This is a genomic window from Planctomycetia bacterium (assembly GCA_034440135.1).
Classification (GTDB): domain Bacteria; phylum Planctomycetota; class Planctomycetia; order Pirellulales; family JALHLM01; genus JALHLM01.
Window position 1 is genome coordinate 1 of sequence record JAWXBP010000387.1, and the last position, 17,416, is coordinate 17,416.

A 17,416-nucleotide genomic window follows, 5' to 3' on the forward strand; every position below is an offset into this window, starting at 1 on the left:
CCCGCCCGGCTGGCAACTGGTGTTGGACGAACGCTTCGGCGCGAGCGATCCGCCACCGACCGGCGAGGCGATCTATTATCGCCACGAATTGTCGCCGTCGCGCGTGCAGAACGATCGCGGCGGGGATGTAACGAGCGTCGTCGCGGACGTCGACAACCAGGCGGCGCCGCCGGGCCCGCGCGACGCGCGATTCGTCGGCCGCACCGAGCGCTCGACCCTCGAACTGGAATTCGCCGCGCCGCTCGACGCGCACGCCGGCGCACCGGTGCTAATTGCCGACGGCTGGGTTGAATACCCGTACTCGCAAACGATGTTCGCCGCCTGGCAAGCCGGCGCAAAATACGAAGCGCCCACGCTCGAAGCCCGCGACGCAGATGGCGTCTGGCAAGTCGTCCACCACGAGTTCGGCTACCCAGCCGGCATGCCGCGCCGCATGGCGCTGCCGCTCGCCAATTTGCCAGCTGGTACGACGGCGCTTCGCTTGTCGACGACGTACGAAGTATATTGGGACCGCCTCGCCATCGTTTACAGCGAACCCTGTCCCGAAGCGCGTCGCACCGTCGTTCGGGCGGACAATGCGAAACTCGCGCGCACCGGGTTCCCGCTGCGCACCAACGGCCCGCAGCGCCGCCCGTACTACGACTATCAACAACGCGCGCCGTTCGACGACATGCGTCATCAGGCCGGCTGGTACACAGAATTCGGCGACGTCAATGAACTCGTGTCGCATGCCGACGACGCGCTGGCGATCTTCGGTCCCGGCGAAGAAGTCCACCTGGAATTTGCCGCACCGCCCGCCGCCCCCGAAGGATGGCAACGCCACCTGGTGCTGGAAACTGTCGGCTGGTGCAAAGACATGGACCTCATGACGGCCGACGGCGACACCGTGGACCCCTTGCCGCGCCGCGCATCGGACGAGTCCGCGGACGCGGCGGCATTCCACGAACGCACGCGTACCCGCTACGAGTCGGGACGATAGCGCCGACGCGCGCTCAACGCCCGCCGGATTTCGGCGCGAGAATCAAATAACTCGCCAGCCGGGTTTTCACTACGTCGTACGCGGCGCCTTGCGTCTTGACGTCGAAGTGCGACGTGAAATCGCTGGCCTGGATGACGTAATTGTCCGCGTCGATCGTGACCTTCCTCGCCCCGGCCTCTTGTTCCTTGATGAACTTCACGAGCACGCGTCCGCTTGGTTGATCGAAACCGAGCATGCAGTGGGCTTGCACTTCGACGTTCTCGGCCACGTTCGCTTTCGGAATCACCAGGGCGCCGTTCGCCTTGCGGAAAAACGCGGGCGTTTGCGGCTTTTTGGCTTCCTGCTTGGGCGTGAACAGGCAGAATTCTTCTTCCGGCGCGGCGTCCAACTGCCGTCCCAGATGGCGGAGCAATTCGTTGATGCCGACGCTTCCGACCAGCCGCTGCTGCTCGTCCAGCACCGGCAGACAACTGACCGAATACGTGGTCATCGCCACGGCCACCCCTGACAAGGCGGTCCCTTTCTCCGCAGTGATCGGCTTGCGTTGAATCAGGTTGACCAGTTCCCAAGGCCGCGTATCGTTCGACGCGCTTTCGGCCTCGTCCTTCGTATCGGACAGCGAATCGACCAGAAACTTGAGAATCTCGCGATTCGATAACACGCCGATCACATGCTGCTCGCCATCGACGACGAAGAGATGGCGCTGACGAGAGTCGGCCAACTGATTCGCGCCTTCCGCGGCCGACATCGTCGGCGGCACGGCCAGAAAATCGGTCGACATCACCTCTTCCACCGTGGCGGTCAATTCAACCGCCGGTTCTGCCGCAACACTCATGAATCACCTCACGCACCCAAGACGAATTCGCGCTCACGAGACAACCTGGACGGTCCGAAGGCGATGCCGCGCAGCGGCAAATTACGTCCGGGACGTCGCTCGCTGCCCGCGATGACGCCAAAAACGGGACAACCTCGATGCGCGCCGGTCTCCCATCTAATATCTAGCTCAAGCCTGGGCGAACGCCAAAACCTCCTCCATCATGAGCGGGCCCGCCAAGTTGGTACAACCGTTGCCATCTGAATGTTGCTTTCAGGCTGCCTGCCCGGATCATTTGAGCAAGGAGGACCGGCAAGCTACGTTCTAGGGAAGCACATTCCAGCCCCTCCCTGAGGAATCCCCGCCATGTCCACGGGCGACGCCTACGCCGGCAGTTCACCGCAGCCAGGCGCCTTTGAAACGTTCGGCAAGCAGCTCGACGAACGTCCTGAAATCCAGGCCGCCGAAGCAGCGTTGCGCGAGGCGCGCGAGCAATTCGAACGCGCCCAAAACTATTGCCAACAACTGCGCAGCGAGGCCGCGACGGAAATCGAATCGCTCCGGGGCGCGAACGTCGGCGATCTGCTGGACAAGTCGCTGGCCTTCGTGCGTCGGAACCCCGGCGCGGGAGTTTGCTTCGCCGCGATTATCGGGTATTTCCTCGGACGGCTGTTTCGGCGCTAACGTCGAGAAATGCGATCCATGAGCGCCTCGAATCCCGCCGAACATCTCCGTTTGCGCCGCGAGCTGCGGATGGAAATCGCGCGGCGGCGACGCGCGATCAACGCTTCATTCCACGAAGTGAAAGCGGCGGGCCGTCGCGCCTTCTCGTGGCAAAACCAGGTCGCGCGCCATCCCTTGGCAGCGCTAGCGACGGCATTTGGCGTCGGCTGGGCGATGTCCGCTGGCCTGCCACGCCGAGGTTGGCTGCGTTGGCTCGCCGCCTGGGGCGCGAAGACCGCTTTCGCAAACTTGCCGGCCAGCGTCTGGCAAGATTTGGCGAGCGCGTTCACGGACACGTACATGAAATGGCGAAAAGGCTAAACCCTCGGAAAGCGCGCAACACCCCTTGAAAGCGCAGGAACGCGAGCCATTGTTCGCCGAAGTCTCCGCGGAAGCCGCGGCGCTAGCGGACGAAGTACGCGCGCTGTTCGACGCGCGTTGGCGGCTATTGCGGCTCGAAGCGCTCGATGCGCGCGACCATCTGCGCCGACTGGCGATCTGCCTCGGCGTTGCCGTGCTCGCCGCGTTGACATCACTTCCGGTGCTCGTCGTAGCAGCGGGAGACGCGCTCGACGGCGCCTGGGGATTGCCGAGCTGGGCGTGGCATCTGATCAGCAGCGGTTTACTGATAGCCGGCGCATCGCTAGTCGCCTGGCTCGCCTGGCGGCGCTTTCAACGCGAATTCGTCGGGCTGTCCGAATCGATCGAAGAACTGCGCGAGGACGCCGTTTGGCTGCGCGAGTTCTCCTCACGCCGCGATTGAACCCGCGCCGCGCGGTTCAAGCCGCGCTCAAGCCCAGGGAAGGCCCTCGTAGATTTAACTATCGGCGAAATCTGTGGTGGCCTTCCCTGGGCTTAGCAGCAACAACCTCGCTTAGCCAAAATAGTCAGGCGCATTCCCCTCGCGCCATTTGATATTGCAGCCGAGACTTGGAAGTTGCTCGTCTGGCACTTTTTGTCCCGCCAACACAGCGTCGAGCGCCGCGCGCAGGTCGGCGCCCGTGACCGGTTTGCCATTGTCCGGACGGCTGGCGTCGAGTTGTCCGCGATAAACCAGATGACGCCTGCCATCGAACAAGAAAAAGTCTGGCGTGCAGGCGGCGCGGTACGCCTTGGCGACCTCTTGTGTCGGATCAGAGAGATACGGGAACGTATAACCGCGGCGCTCGATCTCTTCCGCCATCTTGGCCGGCGCATCATCCGGATATTTTTCCGCGTCGTTCGATTGAATCGCGACCAACGCCGCACCGCGCGGTTGATAATCCTGCGCGAGTTGCGCGATTCCGGACGCCACGTGTTTCACGAACGGGCAATGGTTGCAAATGAACATTACGACGAGCGCCTGAGCGTCCGCGAAATCGCCCAGCGCATACGGCTTGCCCTGAGGGTCGAGCAGCGAGAAGTCTGGCGCCGGCGTGCCAATCGGAAACATCGTGCTGAGAGTGCGAGCCATCTGTGTTCCTTGCGGTGCAATTCGGATTCGTAATGTTTTGGCTGCTGCCTGTCGCGCGATGTTGGTCGGCCAATGCGGCTGATTTTCGTGCTTGCCATGGACGCCGAAAAGACGCATAATCTTTGGTTGATACGTCCCCGCCGCTCCGACTTCATCCCACCCCACGGAGTGCAACGATGGCCCTGCCGCCCGTCGCTCACGCCGCGCCTTGCACGGACTTTCGCCGCACCTGGCGAACCTCGCGTCGGGCATTGCTGCAAGCCGGCGCCGTAAGTTGGCTGGGACTCAGTCTACCGCGTTTGCTCGCCGCACAGCAGCAGGCAGGCGGCACAGGCAAGGCGAAGCGTTGCATCCTCCTCTTCATGTGGGGCGGGCCGAGCCAACTCGATACGTTCGACATGAAGCCGCACGCGCCGGCGGAGATCCGCGGCGACTTCCAAGGCATCGACACGTCCGTTCCTGGCTTACGAATCTGCGAACATTTCCAGCGCATGGTGCCGTTAATGGATCGCGTGGCGCTCGTTCGCTCGCTGACGCACAACGACCCAGCGCATTTATCCAGCGCTCATGCCACGTTGACGGGCCATCGCGCGCCGGTGCTGTTCAGCGACGCCGATCCGCCGAGTTCCAAAGACACGCCGCACTTGGGCAGCGTGATGGCCAAGTTGCGGCCCGCGTCGTCGGCGTTGCCGTCGTTCGTAACGCTGCCTTGGCTGGCGTATCATCCCGCCGCGCCAGGCGGTCAAGCGCCTGGGCAGCATGGCGGCTGGTTGGGCAAGCAATACGATCCGATGCTCCTCAGTGGCGATCCCAACGCGGAACAATGGGGCGTGCCCGAACTGCAGCTGCGCGACGGCGTCGATCTCGGCCGTTTGGAACAACGCAAGTCGCTGCTGAATCATCTCGCGCAGGAACGCGATCGCTTCACGGCCAACGCGACCGCCGCGAACATGGACGGCCTCCGCGCGAAGGCCTGCGAACTGTTGCTATCTTCGCGAACGCACGAGGCCTTCGATCTGAGCCAGGAAACCGCCGCGACGCGCGACCGCTACGGACGCAATACGCACGGCCAGTGCGTGCTCCTGGCGCGACGCCTGGTCGAGCAAGGCGTACCGCTCGTGAACGTCAACTGGCACGACGACGGGCGCAGCTTCTGGGACACGCACGGCAACAACTTCAATCGACTCAAGGACGACCTGATTCCGCCGGCCGATCAGGCCCTCGCCGCGCTGCTCACCGACTTGGAAGAGCGCGGCATGCTGGAGGACACCATCGTCGCCTGGGTCGGGGAGTTCGGGCGTCGGCCCCAGATCACAGCCGGCAATGCCGGCCGCGAACATTGGCCCTTCTGCTACGTGGGTCTCCTCGCCGGCGGCGGCATTCGAGGCGGGGCGATCTATGGCGAAAGCGATAACCGCGCGGCCTATCCCGCACGCGATCCGGTCACGCCGCAAGATTTCGCGGCCACGATCTACCAGGCCCTCGGCGTGCCCGCCGACCTCACGCTCCCGGATCAACTCGGCCGGCCGCTACGGGTCTGCGAGGGAACGCCGATCGGCTCACTCTTCAGTTGAACCGCGGAGACGCTGAGACGCAGAGGCGGGTGTCAATAGATGTTGTGGCCGGTCTCCCGACCGTGCCACGGGATCGGCGAGGGGGATTTGTTCTTTCGTATTCCGCGTTCTGCGTTTCCTCTCCTACCTCCTTTTCACTTCACCAGCTACGCTGCTGGCATGGCGACGATCGCTGACAACGAAGATCCCGTGGTGCGCAGTTCACGGCGCGAGGCGTTGTGGATCTTTCTGATTTGGTGCGTGACGCTCATCTACTGCGTCACTTACTGCGCTGCCTATGGATATGGTCGTTCGGCCGAGGAATTGACCTTTGTGCTCGGCTTTCCGAGTTGGGTCTTCTGGGGCGTGATTGTGCCTTGGGGCGTCTGCACGGTGTTGTCGGCGGCGTTCACCTGGTTCGTGATCTCCGACGACCCCTTGGGGGCGGAAATCGAATACCCTGACGAGCCGGAGCGCGACCATGCCTGACGCCGTGCCGGAAGCCGGTTGGGGATTGCCCACGGTCCTGGTCATCGTGATCGTGGCCAGCGTCTATTTGGGCACGCTCGCGCAGCGGGCCATGGCCAAAAGCGGCTTCTTGAAGGGCTTCTTTCTCGGCAACCGCGGACTCGGCGTTTGGGCGATGGCCCTCACTGCCACAGTGCAAAGCGGCGGCACCTTCATGGGCGTACCGTCGTACATCTACACCTACGGTTGGATCGTCGCCCTCTGGATCGGCAGCTACATGCTGGTCCCGCTCACCGGCTTCGGCATCTTGGGGAAACGCATCGCCCAACTCTCGCGCCGCACCGGCGCGGTGACCGTGCCGGAACTGTTTCGTCGCCGCTTCGATAGCCCAGCGCTCGGCATCGTGGCATCGACGTTCATTTTGATATTTCTGTCGTTCCTGTTCATCGCGCAATTCAAAGCCGGCGCGATTGTGATGAAGATCGCCATCCCCAATTCCGGCGCGTTGGCGCTCGCGGAAGAGCTGCCGGCGGCGTCCGACGTTGCCTTACTAAGTTTATGGGACAGTCTCGACAAGAAGTACCTGTTCGGGCTCGTGATCTTTGCCTGCACCGTCGTCGGCTACACGCTGATCGGCGGGTTCCTGGCCTCCGTCTGGACTGACTTGTTTCAGAGCGTACTGATGTGGTTCGGTGTGCTGATTCTGCTGGGACTGACGCTCTACCACGTCGGCGGACTGGAGAACGCGACGCGCACGGCGATTGAAAACACGGGGCCCGGCTATGCTTACGGACCAGGCTACGGCGCTGTGAACCCGGAAACCGGCCAAGCCCGAGAGTTCTTGCCCGTGAGCCTGGCCGTTTCGATGTTCGTGATCTGGATCTTCGGCGGCGTGGCGACGCCGGCCGGGCTCGTCCGCTTGATGGCCAGCAAGGACACGGCCACGCTACGGCGCAGCGTGCTCGTGCTGAGCCTTTACAACTGCTGCATCTACATTCCGCTGATCGTGATCTGTATCGCCGCGCGGGGCATCATGCCGGACCTGGATAAGAGCGACGAAGTGATCCCGCGGATGGCGCTCATGATGACGCAGGATTTCGCCGGCGGCTCGCTCGTGGCGGGATTGATTCTGGCCGCGCCGTTCGGAGCGATCATGGCCACGGTCAGCACCTTCTTGATCGTCATCTCGTCCGGCATCGTCCATGACATCTATCAGCAGGTGTTTCATCCCCACGCGGACGAAAAACACCTGAAGCGCCTCACGCGAATCGTAATGATCGTCGTCGGCATGATCGCCGTCTTGGCGAACATCAAGCCCATCGACTATCTGCAGGCCTTGATCGTCTTTTGCACCTCCGGCGCGGCCGCCACCTTCCTGGCCCCGGCGCTGCTGGCCGCTTACTGGCGTCGTGCGAACGCCGCCGGAGCGATCGCCGCGATGGTCACCGGCGCCAGCGTCGTGCTCGTACTATTTCTCGTCGGCCAGTTCACGCCCGACCCGAACTTCGGCCCGACCAGCATGCGGCCGTATTATCTGTTCGGACTCGATCCCGTGGTCTGGGGCATTCCTGGTTCGCTGCTCGCAGGCGTCGCAGTAAGCCTGTTCACGCCGCCCCCGTCGCCGGAACTCGTGGCGAGGATGTTCGATCGACTGCCGGCGACTAAATGACGAATGACAAAGCTCGATTGTCGAATGAGTGAAACACAACGCCTTCTTTCATTCGACTTTCAGTCATTCGGATTTAGAAATTCGTCATTCCATCTCCGCCGCACAAACGGCCTTGCTACAAAAACAAAAAAGCCCGCCCTGGTTTTCACCAGGGCGGGCTTCAATCAGCAGTCAGACCTCACGCAGCCGTTAGTTGCGATAGGAGACCTGGCGATGGGCACGGGTCGACTTGCGAACGCGGGCCGAGCTGTCCTGCATCGGAGCAGCGGGCACCGGGGCTTCTTCGCTGCTCGATTCGACCGCGGCGCCGCCGCCGCCGCACGAGCTGCATCCGCCGGTCGAGCAGCAGCTCGAGCAGCTATTGCAACTCTTGTGGCTGAACAAGCCTAAGAGGTCCAGGCCGCAGCACTTCTTTTTCTTGCAGCAGGAATCGCCGCAAGGATCGCAGCACGCGGTCTCGGCTTCGCAGCTCGGTTCGCAGGCGTCCGCACACGGATCACTGCAAGGATCGCAGCACGCCGAGGCGCACGGATCGCAGCAGGAATCACTGCAGCACGGATCACAGCAGCCGCAATCAAACAAGCCGTGCAAGCCCTCGAACAACTCGCGGATCGGGTGGCAGCACTTCTTGCCGCAAGGATCGCAGCACGCGTCGCCGCACGGATCGCATTCCGTCGTGGCTTCGCAGGACGGTTCGCAGGCGTCAGCACAGGAGCTGCACCCGCCCTTGTGGTTGCTGAGCATCCGATCGAGCAACTCGAAGCCGTAGCTCTGGCTACAAACTCCCAAGCTGACGACCAGAGCTCCAACTAGGCTAGTCCATTTCATCGAACATCGTCTCCTTCTGCTGTGAACCAGGAGTGCGCGCATTCCCGACGGCCAACCTCTCGCGGACACCGTTCGTACCCTTGGGCGTGAGGAGTGACTCCGGCCGGACTGGGCGTTTCGTGCGGGACGAAGGCCGAGGCTGATCGGGGTGTCGGCGGGCGTAGGTCGCGGGCGAGGGTCTCGATCCCCCGGTTCACAAGGTGTATTCCACCAGTGCCGTCGAGCCATTCCTTGACTCGAAAAGTCCAACGGCTGGGTCTGGCGCTCCCTCGCATGCCTTGTACAAGAGGCATGCTTTCCTCGTTAAGGGACACTGACGGTATCGTCCGCCGAATCGCAGGGCCTTGAGCGGTCGGAAGTATTTTTCGCACAAGGATTTACCGCTCCTTGTGGGCAAACCTTTCCGCGCGACGAAGCTGGTGAAACCCTGCCGATTATGCATCCCCGACGCGACCGATTTTGCCGAACTTGCCGACGGAAAAGTCCCGCGCAAACGCGCGGCTCCCCAATCCGTCAGAGTCAACATCTTCAAAGGATGTCGCCACCGCACACTAACCCGAAGCGCCGGCGAGGGGGAGAGGACGTCGACGCAGCGGGCACAGCGCACTGAGGATCGACGAATCGCATGGGATGTGCTCTTTGCGCGTCATGGCTCTCGGTCACCAGCGTCCCCTCCCCCTCGCTGGCGCTTCGGGTTAGTGTGTTGGTCGCTGCCTCAATACCCTACTCGCCAACGACTGGCAAACTCCATGTCACCCGAAACCCTTCGCAAGCTTGCGCAGTTTGATACGCCGACCATTTGCAACGTGATTGAGCTGTTCGGCATCCGCCCGCGCAACGAAGGCTACATGGACGGCCGCATTCGCGCGGCATTTCCGGAGCTGCCTCCCATGGTCGGGTTCGCCACGACAGCGGCCTTTCGCAGCGATTGCGCACCTGGGAAAGGCGACGCGTATGGCAGCCTCGAAGCGCAGCTTGGCACTTTCGCCGCGTTGCCCGGCCCAGCGGTGGTCGTGTTTCAGGACCTTGATGATCCCGCCGTGGCGGCCACGTTCGGCGAAGTAATGTGCAGCACGTACCAGGGCTTTGGTTCGGCCGGTCTCATCACTTCCGGCGGCGGCCGCGATTTGGAGCAGGTCCGCGCGCTGCGTTACCCGACATTCACGGGTGGCACGATTTGCTCGCACGCTTACTGCCACATCCTGCACATCGGCCTGCCGGTGCGCGTGGGCGGCCTGGTCGTGAATCCAGGCGACCTGTTGCACGGCGACGCCAACGGCGTGACCAATATTCCGCTGTCGATCGCCGCGGCGGTGGCTGACTTCGCGCAGGAATTCATCGACATCGAACGTGTCCTCATGGACTACGTCCGCGGCTCCGGCAAGAAAACCGTCGACGGCTTCACCGCCGCGCGGCAGGAGTTCGCCAAGCGCACGGCGGCGCTAGCTGCCAAGGCGCGCGAATGGCTAGCGTCCGGGCGTACTACGTAGATCACTTGGCTGACCAGCACGTGCGGTCAACCGCATTCTTAATTCGGGGAAGTTCGCGGGGAATTTTCTTGCGATCGCTGTCGACGATTGCTATGTTGACCAGCGTTTGTGGCGTCCGCTGGCCACAACGAAATTAATAGTGGGATGCGTATTGGGCTATCGTCGCGAGTTTGTTGAGCAGCAGTTTGGGGCAAGGTTCTTGGTCTAAGTCGGCGGTGACTACGCAGGTATTGGGTTCGGTTTCGTTTCTTTCTAAACGTTTCAAGGAGAACAGCGATGTCAAACGGTGGAATCGGACTAGGCGAAATAAAATCCGCTTTGGAAAACGCCGGGGAACCTTGGCAGGCTGGCATGACCAGCATCGCCCGCTTGGCTCCGGAGGAACGCCGGCGCCGGCTGGGAGTTCCTGGTGGAGCTAAGGCGGCGAAAGCCGCTATGCCGACCGCAGGCACAGTGCGGGCTCCGTCGGCTTACGACCTGCGCAATGTAGGCGGCAAGAACTTTGTGACGCCGATCAAGGATCAAGGCTCATGCGGTTCCTGCGTCTCGTTTGGCGTCGTGGCGACCGTCGAAAGTACGTTGATGGTGCAGCAGGGCTCCACCGATCCGGTGGACCTCAGCGAAGCCCACTTGTTTTTCTGCCATGCCCGGGACCGCGGCTATAACTGCAATACCGGCTGGTGGCCGAACGAGGCCCTAGACGATTTTCGCGACAAAGGCGTCGTCGACGATGCCTGCTATCCCTACAACCTCGCCAATACGGATTGCAGCGGACTATGTGACGATTGGCAGAATCGCCTCACCCGGATAGCCGGCTATCAGGACCTGACGAACAAGGCGGACGCAATCAAGGATTGGGTATCCACCCGTGGGGCCGTAGCCGCCTGTTTTGAGGTGTATGAAGACTTCTTCTATTACCAGAGCGGAGTCTACCGGCACGTCACCGGCGGCTTGATGGGCGGGCACTGCGTGACGATCGTCGGGTATGACGACGCGCAGTCCTGTTGGATCTGCAAGAACAGTTGGACCACCGGCTGGGGCGAGCAGGGCTTTTTCCGCATTGGTTATGGCGAATGCGGGATTGAGACCTGGCTGAACCACGGCGCCGAGGGCGTCCAAGTCAGCGGTTGGATCAACTCCACGCGCGTCCAAGGCCTATGGACGATCAACCAGGAGTGCAACGCCTGGGCCTATCTGGCGAACAAAGGTTGGTGCAAAGTCTCGCCCGACAATTTGCAGATTTTCTCGACCATGTTAGCGCAGCTGGCGTCGGCGAAAACCGGCGGCCGCGTCGTCAACGTGTATACGGATCGGGACGTGATTAAGCAGGTCTATGTGTTTTGATCGCTACGTTTCTGCTTGCTAATTCACTTAATGATGAAGGAGAACGATATGAGTCAAGCTACGCCTCAAGCCTCTCCGGCGAATTCGCCTTCGGCGGGGACTTCGAATTCTGGGCCCGCAGCGCCGGCGAAAACCGCGGCCGGATGCGGTTGCTCGGGTCAGACGGCAAGCGCCATGATGGCGGGACCGGCAGGACCTGCGTCAGGCGCCGCGCCATCGATGCGCCCCGCCGGCGTCGGCGGCGCGATCGGCGGCCAATGGCACAACGCTAAGCGCATTACCGGTACTTGGTGCATCAACGAAGTCCGTAACGCCTGGGTCTACGTCGACGGACTATCCTGGCGAAAGCTAGCCAACGGCTTGGATAGCGCAACGATCGCGCTGTCTTTGCTCGGCGCCAGCGCACTAGCCACGGGTACCGCGACGGATTTGCGAGAAGAAGCGGACGGTATGATCCACGAAATGTACGTGTGGTAGCCGCTTTCTCGACGTGATCGAAATCGCTTCCGACGGCGGCGCGCCTCGCCGCCGTCGGTCGATGACTTTTTTTCAAAGGCACTGAAACATGCCACTGACCGAGAGTGACGATGGCCGCACGCTGACCGTGGACGCCAACGCGGAATTGTCCGTCAAACTAGGCGAGAACCCCACGACGGGCTATCGATGGTCCGTTGACCAATTGACGGCCGTCGTCTTGGTATCCGATCGCTTTGAACCCGGCGACGCCATCGGCGCGGCGGGACATCATTGGTTTGTGTTTCGCGCCGGCGCGCCAGGTTCCGGCGGCGTGAAACTCAAGTTGAGTCGTCCTTGGCAAGGCGACCCACCCTTGCGCGCGTTTGCCGTCACGCTGATCGTTCAATAGCGCGCGGTCCACCCGATCACTTGCTCAATTGGCCCGAGCTAGAACTCCGCTGTGTCGGCGGACGCCAGTTTACTCTTCGTTACTTACCGGCCGCGATCGCCGCGTCCGCATCGTCGAGCAACTTGGCCAGATCGCCCTTGCTGGGCGTGGCGGATGGCACGCCTTCGGCCGGGATTTCCAGACCGGAAATCCAGGCCGCGCCGTTCAATAACACCTTGCGGAAACTGTCGTCCGCCAGGTTGTCATGCAAGTGCATGCCGGTGAAGCCGAAGCCGCGCCCGCCGTCCGGGCGGTCGTACGCCCAGGCTACGACCTGCGGTCGTCCGTCTTTCACGTCCGCATGCACGGCCGGATTGCCGCCGTGAGAGCTAGATTCTTCTTTCGCGGTTTCCAACGGAGGGACGTCGCTCAGCACCGGCGTCACGCCCTTCATGTCCGGCGCGAACCGCATGTGATAGTACCACTCGTCGTTGACGCTAAACGGCTTCACGCCCCGCGCCGTGGGATGGTCCGGAAACGTCTCGAATTTCGGCGTCCACCAAGGATTCACCGACCAAAAGGTCTCGAAGTAACCGCCCATCCAGTCGAGAAAATGCTCGCCTGCTACGCCTTTATTGACTTCGACGCCGTAGTGAATCGCCATGAAGCCCGCCCCTTTGCGGACCGCGGCAAAGATTTCCGGGTCGGTCGCCGCCGGTTCCGCGTGGTTCAATAGCACGATGATCGCATCGGCATGGTTCAGCTTCGTCGGCCAAGCTTTATTCGTATGCACCACGGCATGCACGTTGGGATACGCCTCGTGCAGCGCGCGGGCCATCAGGATCGAGCCGCCGACGAACTCATGATTGCCTCGCGGACCATGCGTCCCGGCGTCGGCGATAAAGACGATTTTGATGACGTCATCCCCCGCCGCGATTTGACCAGCGTAGTCAAAGGGATCGCGCTCCGCGCCGTCGGCGAGCGGGGCGACCATTGCCGTGAGCAACAGGGCGAGCGCGAGGTTTCGCAAAGTTGATTTCATCGTTGGACCACAGAGGCGCATGCGAGGTGGGCGGGAAGTCGCGGCGGATAGCCGACAGTCGGCAAGATAACCTAGACGGCACGCAGGGGAAAGCGCTGCGCCCGCGCGATTGCGTTTCCGGGTTGACTCGTACGCCCCTCGACCGCGTTTCCGGAATGGCCTAGGATGATTTGGCCTCAGACGCGACAGATGTCGCGACGGCTATTCATAAACTGCCGCTGAACAACAAGTTGCGTCGGCAAATGCTCGCGCGAGCAGCGGCCGAAATTGGACTTCCGCAAGCGAACTCATACCGCATGGACACGCCCACGCCGCTGACGGATGCGCCTGCGGACATTGACGCGCTGTTGGGCTATCTGAACTTCTCCTCCGGCGCGCCGGACGTGCGCTTTCAGCGCGGCCTGAACCGGCTGTTCGCCGAGATTGAGGGAAATCACCCGCAAGGCGCCTGGAGCGAAGTCGGAGATATGCTGGCGGCTCGGTTGCAAGCGAAGGCTGGCGCCCCGGGGCCTTTTTCCGACGCAGGTCAGGCGTCCGGCGTGCTGCGGCTGGTGTTTGGAAAGTTGCTGCCCGCCTACCGCGCCTTTCACGCCGACCTTTTGTTCCACCAGACCGACGAAGCCTTGTTCCGGCCGTTTTTCTTGGCCCGCGCGTTCGAGACGGCGTTGTCCGTCGGTGGACCGTGGGACGAAACCGACCGTATCGTCGCCAAGTCGATCGAGTTACTCAACGACTTCCTCGGTTATCGCCCCCTGGCGACTTTGGAAGGCAAGCGGATCGAACCGTATCCGCATGAGTGGGTGCGCCCCGTCCCGATCATGCTGCGCGAGGCTGGCGTCGGCGCAGGGCCGTATGCGGAATTGATCGAGCGCACCTTTGAGGTGCTGCGATCAACACCGCCGGAAATCCTGCGTCAGGCCGGCTTTGACCCCGAGTTGGTGGACGAACTGGCATTCGATCCGCGGGCGTTTGATTTCGATCACCCGGTCAACAAGCGGCCGAATTACATGTTCGGTTGCTGGGATCTGAACATCGTCGATCTCGGCGGCTTCTACCGGCGTTTTGTGATCCAACAAATTACGCTTGACGCCTTGAACGAACGCCCGCAACATGCCCAAGGCGCGGCGCGCGACGAATTGTTGTTCGAATCGGCCGTGGTGCTGGCCGGAACCATCCTGATGGCCGCTGGCGTGAGCGGCAGCGGGCCTGACGCGCACGATTCGTCGATGACATTGATGAAGATCGTCGCGCATGTGGCGAAGTATCGCGACGCCTATTACCAGGACACGCTCGCCCGCCAGTCCGGCAAACGTGGCGAGCGCTTGCAAGCCGAGGCGCAGCGCAACCAGCAGCCGTTCGGCGCCGTGCGACAATACTTGAATCACCGGCTGGCGCGGCTGCGCGCCAAGCAGTTGCAGCACGTGCAATTGGCGCAGCTGTTTTCGCGGATGGGACAGCCAGCCGCGTCGCTGCGCCAGGCCGAGGTCGTGCCCGTCGCGTCGGCGCGGTTGCTCTGTCAGATGCAATGCGCCCGCGTGACGGCGCTGCGTTCGTTTTCGTTGGGAGACGTGGCCGCTGGTGCAGAGCATGCGAGGCAAATGCGATCCTTGCTGGACCGCGGCATCCAATGCGGGGCGATCGTCGATCCCTGGAACATCCTGGGATTCACCGGCAACTTCAGCCTCTTTCCCGCCATCCAAAACTCCGTCGTCGATCACCGCATCGAGGTGCTGATCGATTCCGTGGAACAAGTATTCGCGCTCCTGACGCGGTGGGAAAGCGAAGCGGCCATCGCCGGACAAGAATCATTGCGGCAAGAGGCGCGCGAGCGATCCCAGGAGCTCGCCGAATGGTGGGACCAGTTCGCCACCACCGAAGTCAGTAACGTCCGCAGTTTCTCCGGTCGCGAAGTGACCGAGTCGGCGCGCCAGGTCGCCGCCGGTCTCGCCACCTGGCGGCGCGCGGAATCCGCCGCGGGAGACGTGGGCTTCTGGCGCAAGCATATTCACGAATTCCGCTCACCCAAGGCCTTCGGGCAGGTCGTGGCGGCGCTGCTGGAGAAGCACGATCACGTGGCCGCCATGGCGCTGATGATGCAATGGCTTACCGCCGCCGAAGTGCCGCTCGTCGATCTGGAACATTCGTTTCACGCGTTGGCGCTACGCTGGCTTCGCACGCTCTGGGCTCGGACGGACGAAGGCACTTCGGAAACTAAGTGGCAACTAACCCGCAAATTCCACGACTACCTGGAAGCCAACGCCGAGCATTGGTGGGAATCGCCGCGTTGGGCCTTGAACGAATACAGTCGCGAGCCGGGCGATGCGCTGTCGCATCCGAACGACGACGAAGAGGAAGACGTCTTCGGCGCGGCATATGACGAGATGACCTACCGCGACACGACCGACGACGGCGTCGAAGGAGACATGGTCTCCGGCGGCGAAGCGACCGACGACGAATGGGAACGCGAATGGCGGCGCGTTAAGTCCAGGCTCGCCATGCTGGAAGGCGTCGCGCGCTGGCGTAAGCTGGCCGTGGAATTGGCCTCGCAGTCGGGCGTCGCGGCCGATGAGATGTCCGCCACGACCATGGACTGGGATCGGCAAACCGAAGACTGGGAACGTGGGCTCCGCGAGCTACTGGTCTCCGTACAGCAACAGAGCATCCCGCGTCCGCTGCCGACGGAAGAATCGCTGTTGGATTACGATCGCCGCCGCGGATTGAAAGACCAGGTGCTGCATCACGTCGGCCAATGTCTAGTGGACGCGAACCTGGCGTCGATTTGGCTGCGTGCCGCGGCCGGAGAGGACCAGGCGACGAGTACTCAGCGCGCTACGCCGCCATGGCAGGCCTCGGCCGTCGCGCTCTTGCGCGCGGTGTTACGGACTGACGCGAACGCGGCGCGGGCTTGTTTCCCGGAGGTGCTTGCGCGTCTCGATGCGGAGCCGATCCTGTACACGCCGCTCACCAAGGGTGGCGATCCGCGCAAGATTGTCGCTTCGCGCGTCTTTCATACGTTGATCGAATATTGGCTGGAATCGCTCCCGCGACTCGGCCTGTTGCTGGAATCTTGGCAGTTACTCGATACCGCGCGGCGCATGGAGCGGCATCGCGGGTCGTCGGATGGAGTCGTCACCGAATACGACCGACTCTTCGAGGCCGGCTTCGTGGCGATCGTCGACAGCGTCGTGCGATTGGAAACGCGGAGTCAGCGCCCGCTCGACGCCGACAACGAACTGATCGAGGCCCTGCAGGTTGTCTCCGAACCACTGGTCGAACGTTGGCTCAATCATAGTCGGCGCGTGCGCCTAAGCGTGCTGGAGCGCGTCGTCGACGAACGTCGTTGGAAGGAGCTCGTTGAGTTCATCCGCCGCTTCGGCCGCGATTTGTTTACGCAACAGTTCTTTCATCCCGGCAACATGCGGGCGATTCTCCATCAGGGCGTCGGCGCGTGGATCGACGGCTGTCTCGAAGCGATCGATACCGGCGAACAGCCGCGACTCATCGAGGCCATTGCCGAAGGCTACGACCGCGAGCAGGCTGCCAGCACACTGGCGCTCGTGTTGGAAGCGGTGGGCGAGAACTTCGACGTCTATCGCGACTTCAACACGACGACGACGCAATCGGACCGCGGCGAGCTGATCTACATGCTGCTTGACCTGCTGCGACTGAAGGCCAGCTACGATCGCTTCGAATGGAACCTGAAGCCGGTCACGCTCGCGCACCAGGTCTTGATTCAGGCCGGGCGCACCGCCGCGGCCGAAACGTGGCGGCGCGCGATCGCCGAAAAGACGTCCGACGTCGCCACCTGGCACTTGAAACGGCTCGCGGAGCTCAATGCGGAATATGGACTGCGACTCGCGACGATTCAGGATCGCCTCGAAGAGCGCTTTGTGCGCCCACTGGCGATCGACCGGATGCGCGCGTTGATTCGCCCCGCTATGCAGGAAGTCCGCGCGACCGGTACGAGCCCGAGCTTCGAACTACTGGAACATGAAGTGGTCGAATTCGCCGACGCCCCGACCGGCGCCGGTCTGGACGTGCCGCGCTGGCTCGTCGATCTGGAAGAGGAAATCGCCCGTTCCGAAGAAGCCACCGACGCGCCGCCGCTCATCTGGCCGGCGGAACAAGTGCGGCTGACGTGGGAAGAAATCGACCGGCAACTCAAGGAATGGCTGGACGATAAGCGCTTGGCGGATGACGAGTAAGCCG

16 protein-coding genes are annotated in these 17,416 nt (G+C 62.5%); 12 read left to right on the forward strand and 4 right to left on the reverse strand.

The window, feature by feature from the left end; all coding sequences use genetic code 11:
• The coding region (locus SGJ19_22920) for a hypothetical protein (GenBank protein MDZ4783108.1) at window positions 1-979 on the forward strand (979 nt) is incomplete at its 5' end.
• A gap of 13 nt (window positions 980-992) precedes the next feature.
• On the opposite strand, the gene SGJ19_22925 is transcribed toward SGJ19_22920, so the two are convergent.
• Window positions 993-1,814 (reverse strand): CBS domain-containing protein, encoded by an 822-nt coding sequence (locus SGJ19_22925; protein ID MDZ4783109.1) that lies wholly within the window; start codon window positions 1,812-1,814, stop codon window positions 993-995.
• A gap of 345 nt (window positions 1,815-2,159) precedes the next feature.
• On the opposite strand from SGJ19_22925, the gene SGJ19_22930 reads away from it, so the two are divergent.
• From SGJ19_22930 to SGJ19_22940, 3 genes are read left to right on the forward strand one after another with little or no spacing between them, the layout of a single operon-like run.
• Complete coding sequence (locus tag SGJ19_22930; protein ID MDZ4783110.1) at window positions 2,160-2,477, forward strand: hypothetical protein; 318 nt, start codon at window positions 2,160-2,162, stop codon at window positions 2,475-2,477.
• An 18-nt stretch (window positions 2,478-2,495) separates the two neighbouring features.
• Complete coding sequence (locus SGJ19_22935) at window positions 2,496-2,837, forward strand: hypothetical protein (GenBank protein MDZ4783111.1); 342 nt, start codon at window positions 2,496-2,498, stop codon at window positions 2,835-2,837.
• A gap of 25 nt (window positions 2,838-2,862) precedes the next feature.
• Window positions 2,863-3,279, forward strand: a complete 417-nt coding sequence (locus tag SGJ19_22940) for a phage holin family protein (GenBank protein MDZ4783112.1) — start codon at window positions 2,863-2,865, stop codon at window positions 3,277-3,279.
• A gap of 111 nt (window positions 3,280-3,390) precedes the next feature.
• Here SGJ19_22940 and SGJ19_22945 read toward each other — a convergent pair whose 3' ends face one another.
• Window positions 3,391-3,969 carry a thioredoxin family protein gene (locus tag SGJ19_22945; protein MDZ4783113.1) on the reverse strand — a complete coding sequence of 193 codons (579 nt, stop codon included), beginning with the start codon at window positions 3,967-3,969 and terminating at the stop codon, window positions 3,391-3,393.
• Window positions 3,970-4,145: 176 nt separating this feature from the next.
• Here SGJ19_22945 and SGJ19_22950 point away from each other — a divergent pair, with 176 nt between their 5' ends.
• The 3 genes from SGJ19_22950 (at window position 4,146) to SGJ19_22960 (ending at window position 7,659) form a co-directional block, all read left to right on the forward strand.
• The gene (locus SGJ19_22950; GenBank protein MDZ4783114.1) at window positions 4,146-5,543 is read left to right on the forward strand and encodes a DUF1501 domain-containing protein; all 1,398 of its coding nucleotides are present in this window, start codon (window positions 4,146-4,148) and stop codon (window positions 5,541-5,543) included.
• Window positions 5,544-5,702: 159 nt separating this feature from the next.
• The gene (locus SGJ19_22955; GenBank protein MDZ4783115.1) at window positions 5,703-6,011 is read left to right on the forward strand and encodes a DUF997 family protein; all 309 of its coding nucleotides are present in this window, start codon (window positions 5,703-5,705) and stop codon (window positions 6,009-6,011) included.
• Window positions 6,004-7,659 carry a sodium:solute symporter gene (locus tag SGJ19_22960; GenBank protein ID MDZ4783116.1) on the forward strand — a complete coding sequence of 552 codons (1,656 nt, stop codon included), beginning with the start codon at window positions 6,004-6,006 and terminating at the stop codon, window positions 7,657-7,659. Before SGJ19_22955 ends, SGJ19_22960 begins: the two co-directional genes overlap by 8 nt.
• A gap of 189 nt (window positions 7,660-7,848) precedes the next feature.
• On the opposite strand, the gene SGJ19_22965 is transcribed toward SGJ19_22960, so the two are convergent.
• Window positions 7,849-8,487, reverse strand: a complete 639-nt coding sequence (locus SGJ19_22965) for a hypothetical protein (GenBank protein MDZ4783117.1) — start codon at window positions 8,485-8,487, stop codon at window positions 7,849-7,851.
• Window positions 8,488-9,236: 749 nt separating this feature from the next.
• Here SGJ19_22965 and SGJ19_22970 point away from each other — a divergent pair.
• The 4 genes from SGJ19_22970 (at window position 9,237) to SGJ19_22985 (ending at window position 12,186) form a co-directional block, all read left to right on the forward strand.
• Window positions 9,237-9,977: an RraA family protein gene (locus SGJ19_22970; GenBank protein ID MDZ4783118.1), complete on the forward strand. Its 741-nt coding sequence runs from the start codon at window positions 9,237-9,239 to the stop codon at window positions 9,975-9,977.
• Window positions 9,978-10,253: 276 nt separating this feature from the next.
• On the forward strand, window positions 10,254-11,321 hold the full coding sequence (locus SGJ19_22975) for a C1 family peptidase (GenBank protein ID MDZ4783119.1): 1,068 nt from the start codon (window positions 10,254-10,256) through the stop codon (window positions 11,319-11,321).
• Window positions 11,322-11,495: 174 nt separating this feature from the next.
• Window positions 11,496-11,798 carry a hypothetical protein gene (locus tag SGJ19_22980; protein MDZ4783120.1) on the forward strand — a complete coding sequence of 101 codons (303 nt, stop codon included), beginning with the start codon at window positions 11,496-11,498 and terminating at the stop codon, window positions 11,796-11,798.
• Between the two features lie 88 nt (window positions 11,799-11,886).
• Window positions 11,887-12,186 carry a protease inhibitor I42 family protein gene (locus SGJ19_22985; GenBank protein MDZ4783121.1) on the forward strand — a complete coding sequence of 100 codons (300 nt, stop codon included), beginning with the start codon at window positions 11,887-11,889 and terminating at the stop codon, window positions 12,184-12,186.
• Window positions 12,187-12,265: 79 nt separating this feature from the next.
• On the opposite strand, the gene SGJ19_22990 is transcribed toward SGJ19_22985, so the two are convergent.
• On the reverse strand, window positions 12,266-13,207 hold the full coding sequence (locus SGJ19_22990) for a ThuA domain-containing protein (protein MDZ4783122.1): 942 nt from the start codon (window positions 13,205-13,207) through the stop codon (window positions 12,266-12,268).
• Window positions 13,208-13,503: 296 nt separating this feature from the next.
• Here SGJ19_22990 and SGJ19_22995 point away from each other — a divergent pair, with 296 nt between their 5' ends.
• Entirely contained in the window at window positions 13,504-17,412 is a 3,909-nt protein-coding gene (locus SGJ19_22995; GenBank protein MDZ4783123.1) for a hypothetical protein, read from the forward strand.
• The last annotated feature ends 4 nt before the right edge of the window (window positions 17,413-17,416 follow it).

Coding starts and splice junctions, on each gene's coding strand:
- SGJ19_22980 (MDZ4783120.1), top strand. CDS start 11,496: ATGATGGCGGGACCGGCAGGACCTGCGTCAGGCGCCGCGCCATCGATG.
- SGJ19_22970 (MDZ4783118.1), top strand. CDS start 9,237: ATGTCACCCGAAACCCTTCGCAAGCTTGCGCAGTTTGATACGCCGACC.
- SGJ19_22925 (MDZ4783109.1), bottom strand. CDS start 1,814: ATGAGTGTTGCGGCAGAACCGGCGGTTGAATTGACCGCCACGGTGGAA.
- SGJ19_22975 (MDZ4783119.1), top strand. CDS start 10,254: ATGTCAAACGGTGGAATCGGACTAGGCGAAATAAAATCCGCTTTGGAA.
- SGJ19_22950 (MDZ4783114.1), top strand. CDS start 4,146: ATGGCCCTGCCGCCCGTCGCTCACGCCGCGCCTTGCACGGACTTTCGC.
- SGJ19_22990 (MDZ4783122.1), bottom strand. CDS start 13,207: ATGAAATCAACTTTGCGAAACCTCGCGCTCGCCCTGTTGCTCACGGCA.
- SGJ19_22930 (MDZ4783110.1), top strand. CDS start 2,160: ATGTCCACGGGCGACGCCTACGCCGGCAGTTCACCGCAGCCAGGCGCC.
- SGJ19_22945 (MDZ4783113.1), bottom strand. CDS start 3,969: ATGGCTCGCACTCTCAGCACGATGTTTCCGATTGGCACGCCGGCGCCA.
- SGJ19_22995 (MDZ4783123.1), top strand. CDS start 13,504: ATGGACACGCCCACGCCGCTGACGGATGCGCCTGCGGACATTGACGCG.
- SGJ19_22935 (MDZ4783111.1), top strand. CDS start 2,496: ATGAGCGCCTCGAATCCCGCCGAACATCTCCGTTTGCGCCGCGAGCTG.
- SGJ19_22960 (MDZ4783116.1), top strand. CDS start 6,004: ATGCCTGACGCCGTGCCGGAAGCCGGTTGGGGATTGCCCACGGTCCTG.
- SGJ19_22965 (MDZ4783117.1), bottom strand. CDS start 8,487: ATGAAATGGACTAGCCTAGTTGGAGCTCTGGTCGTCAGCTTGGGAGTT.
- SGJ19_22985 (MDZ4783121.1), top strand. CDS start 11,887: ATGCCACTGACCGAGAGTGACGATGGCCGCACGCTGACCGTGGACGCC.
- SGJ19_22955 (MDZ4783115.1), top strand. CDS start 5,703: ATGGCGACGATCGCTGACAACGAAGATCCCGTGGTGCGCAGTTCACGG.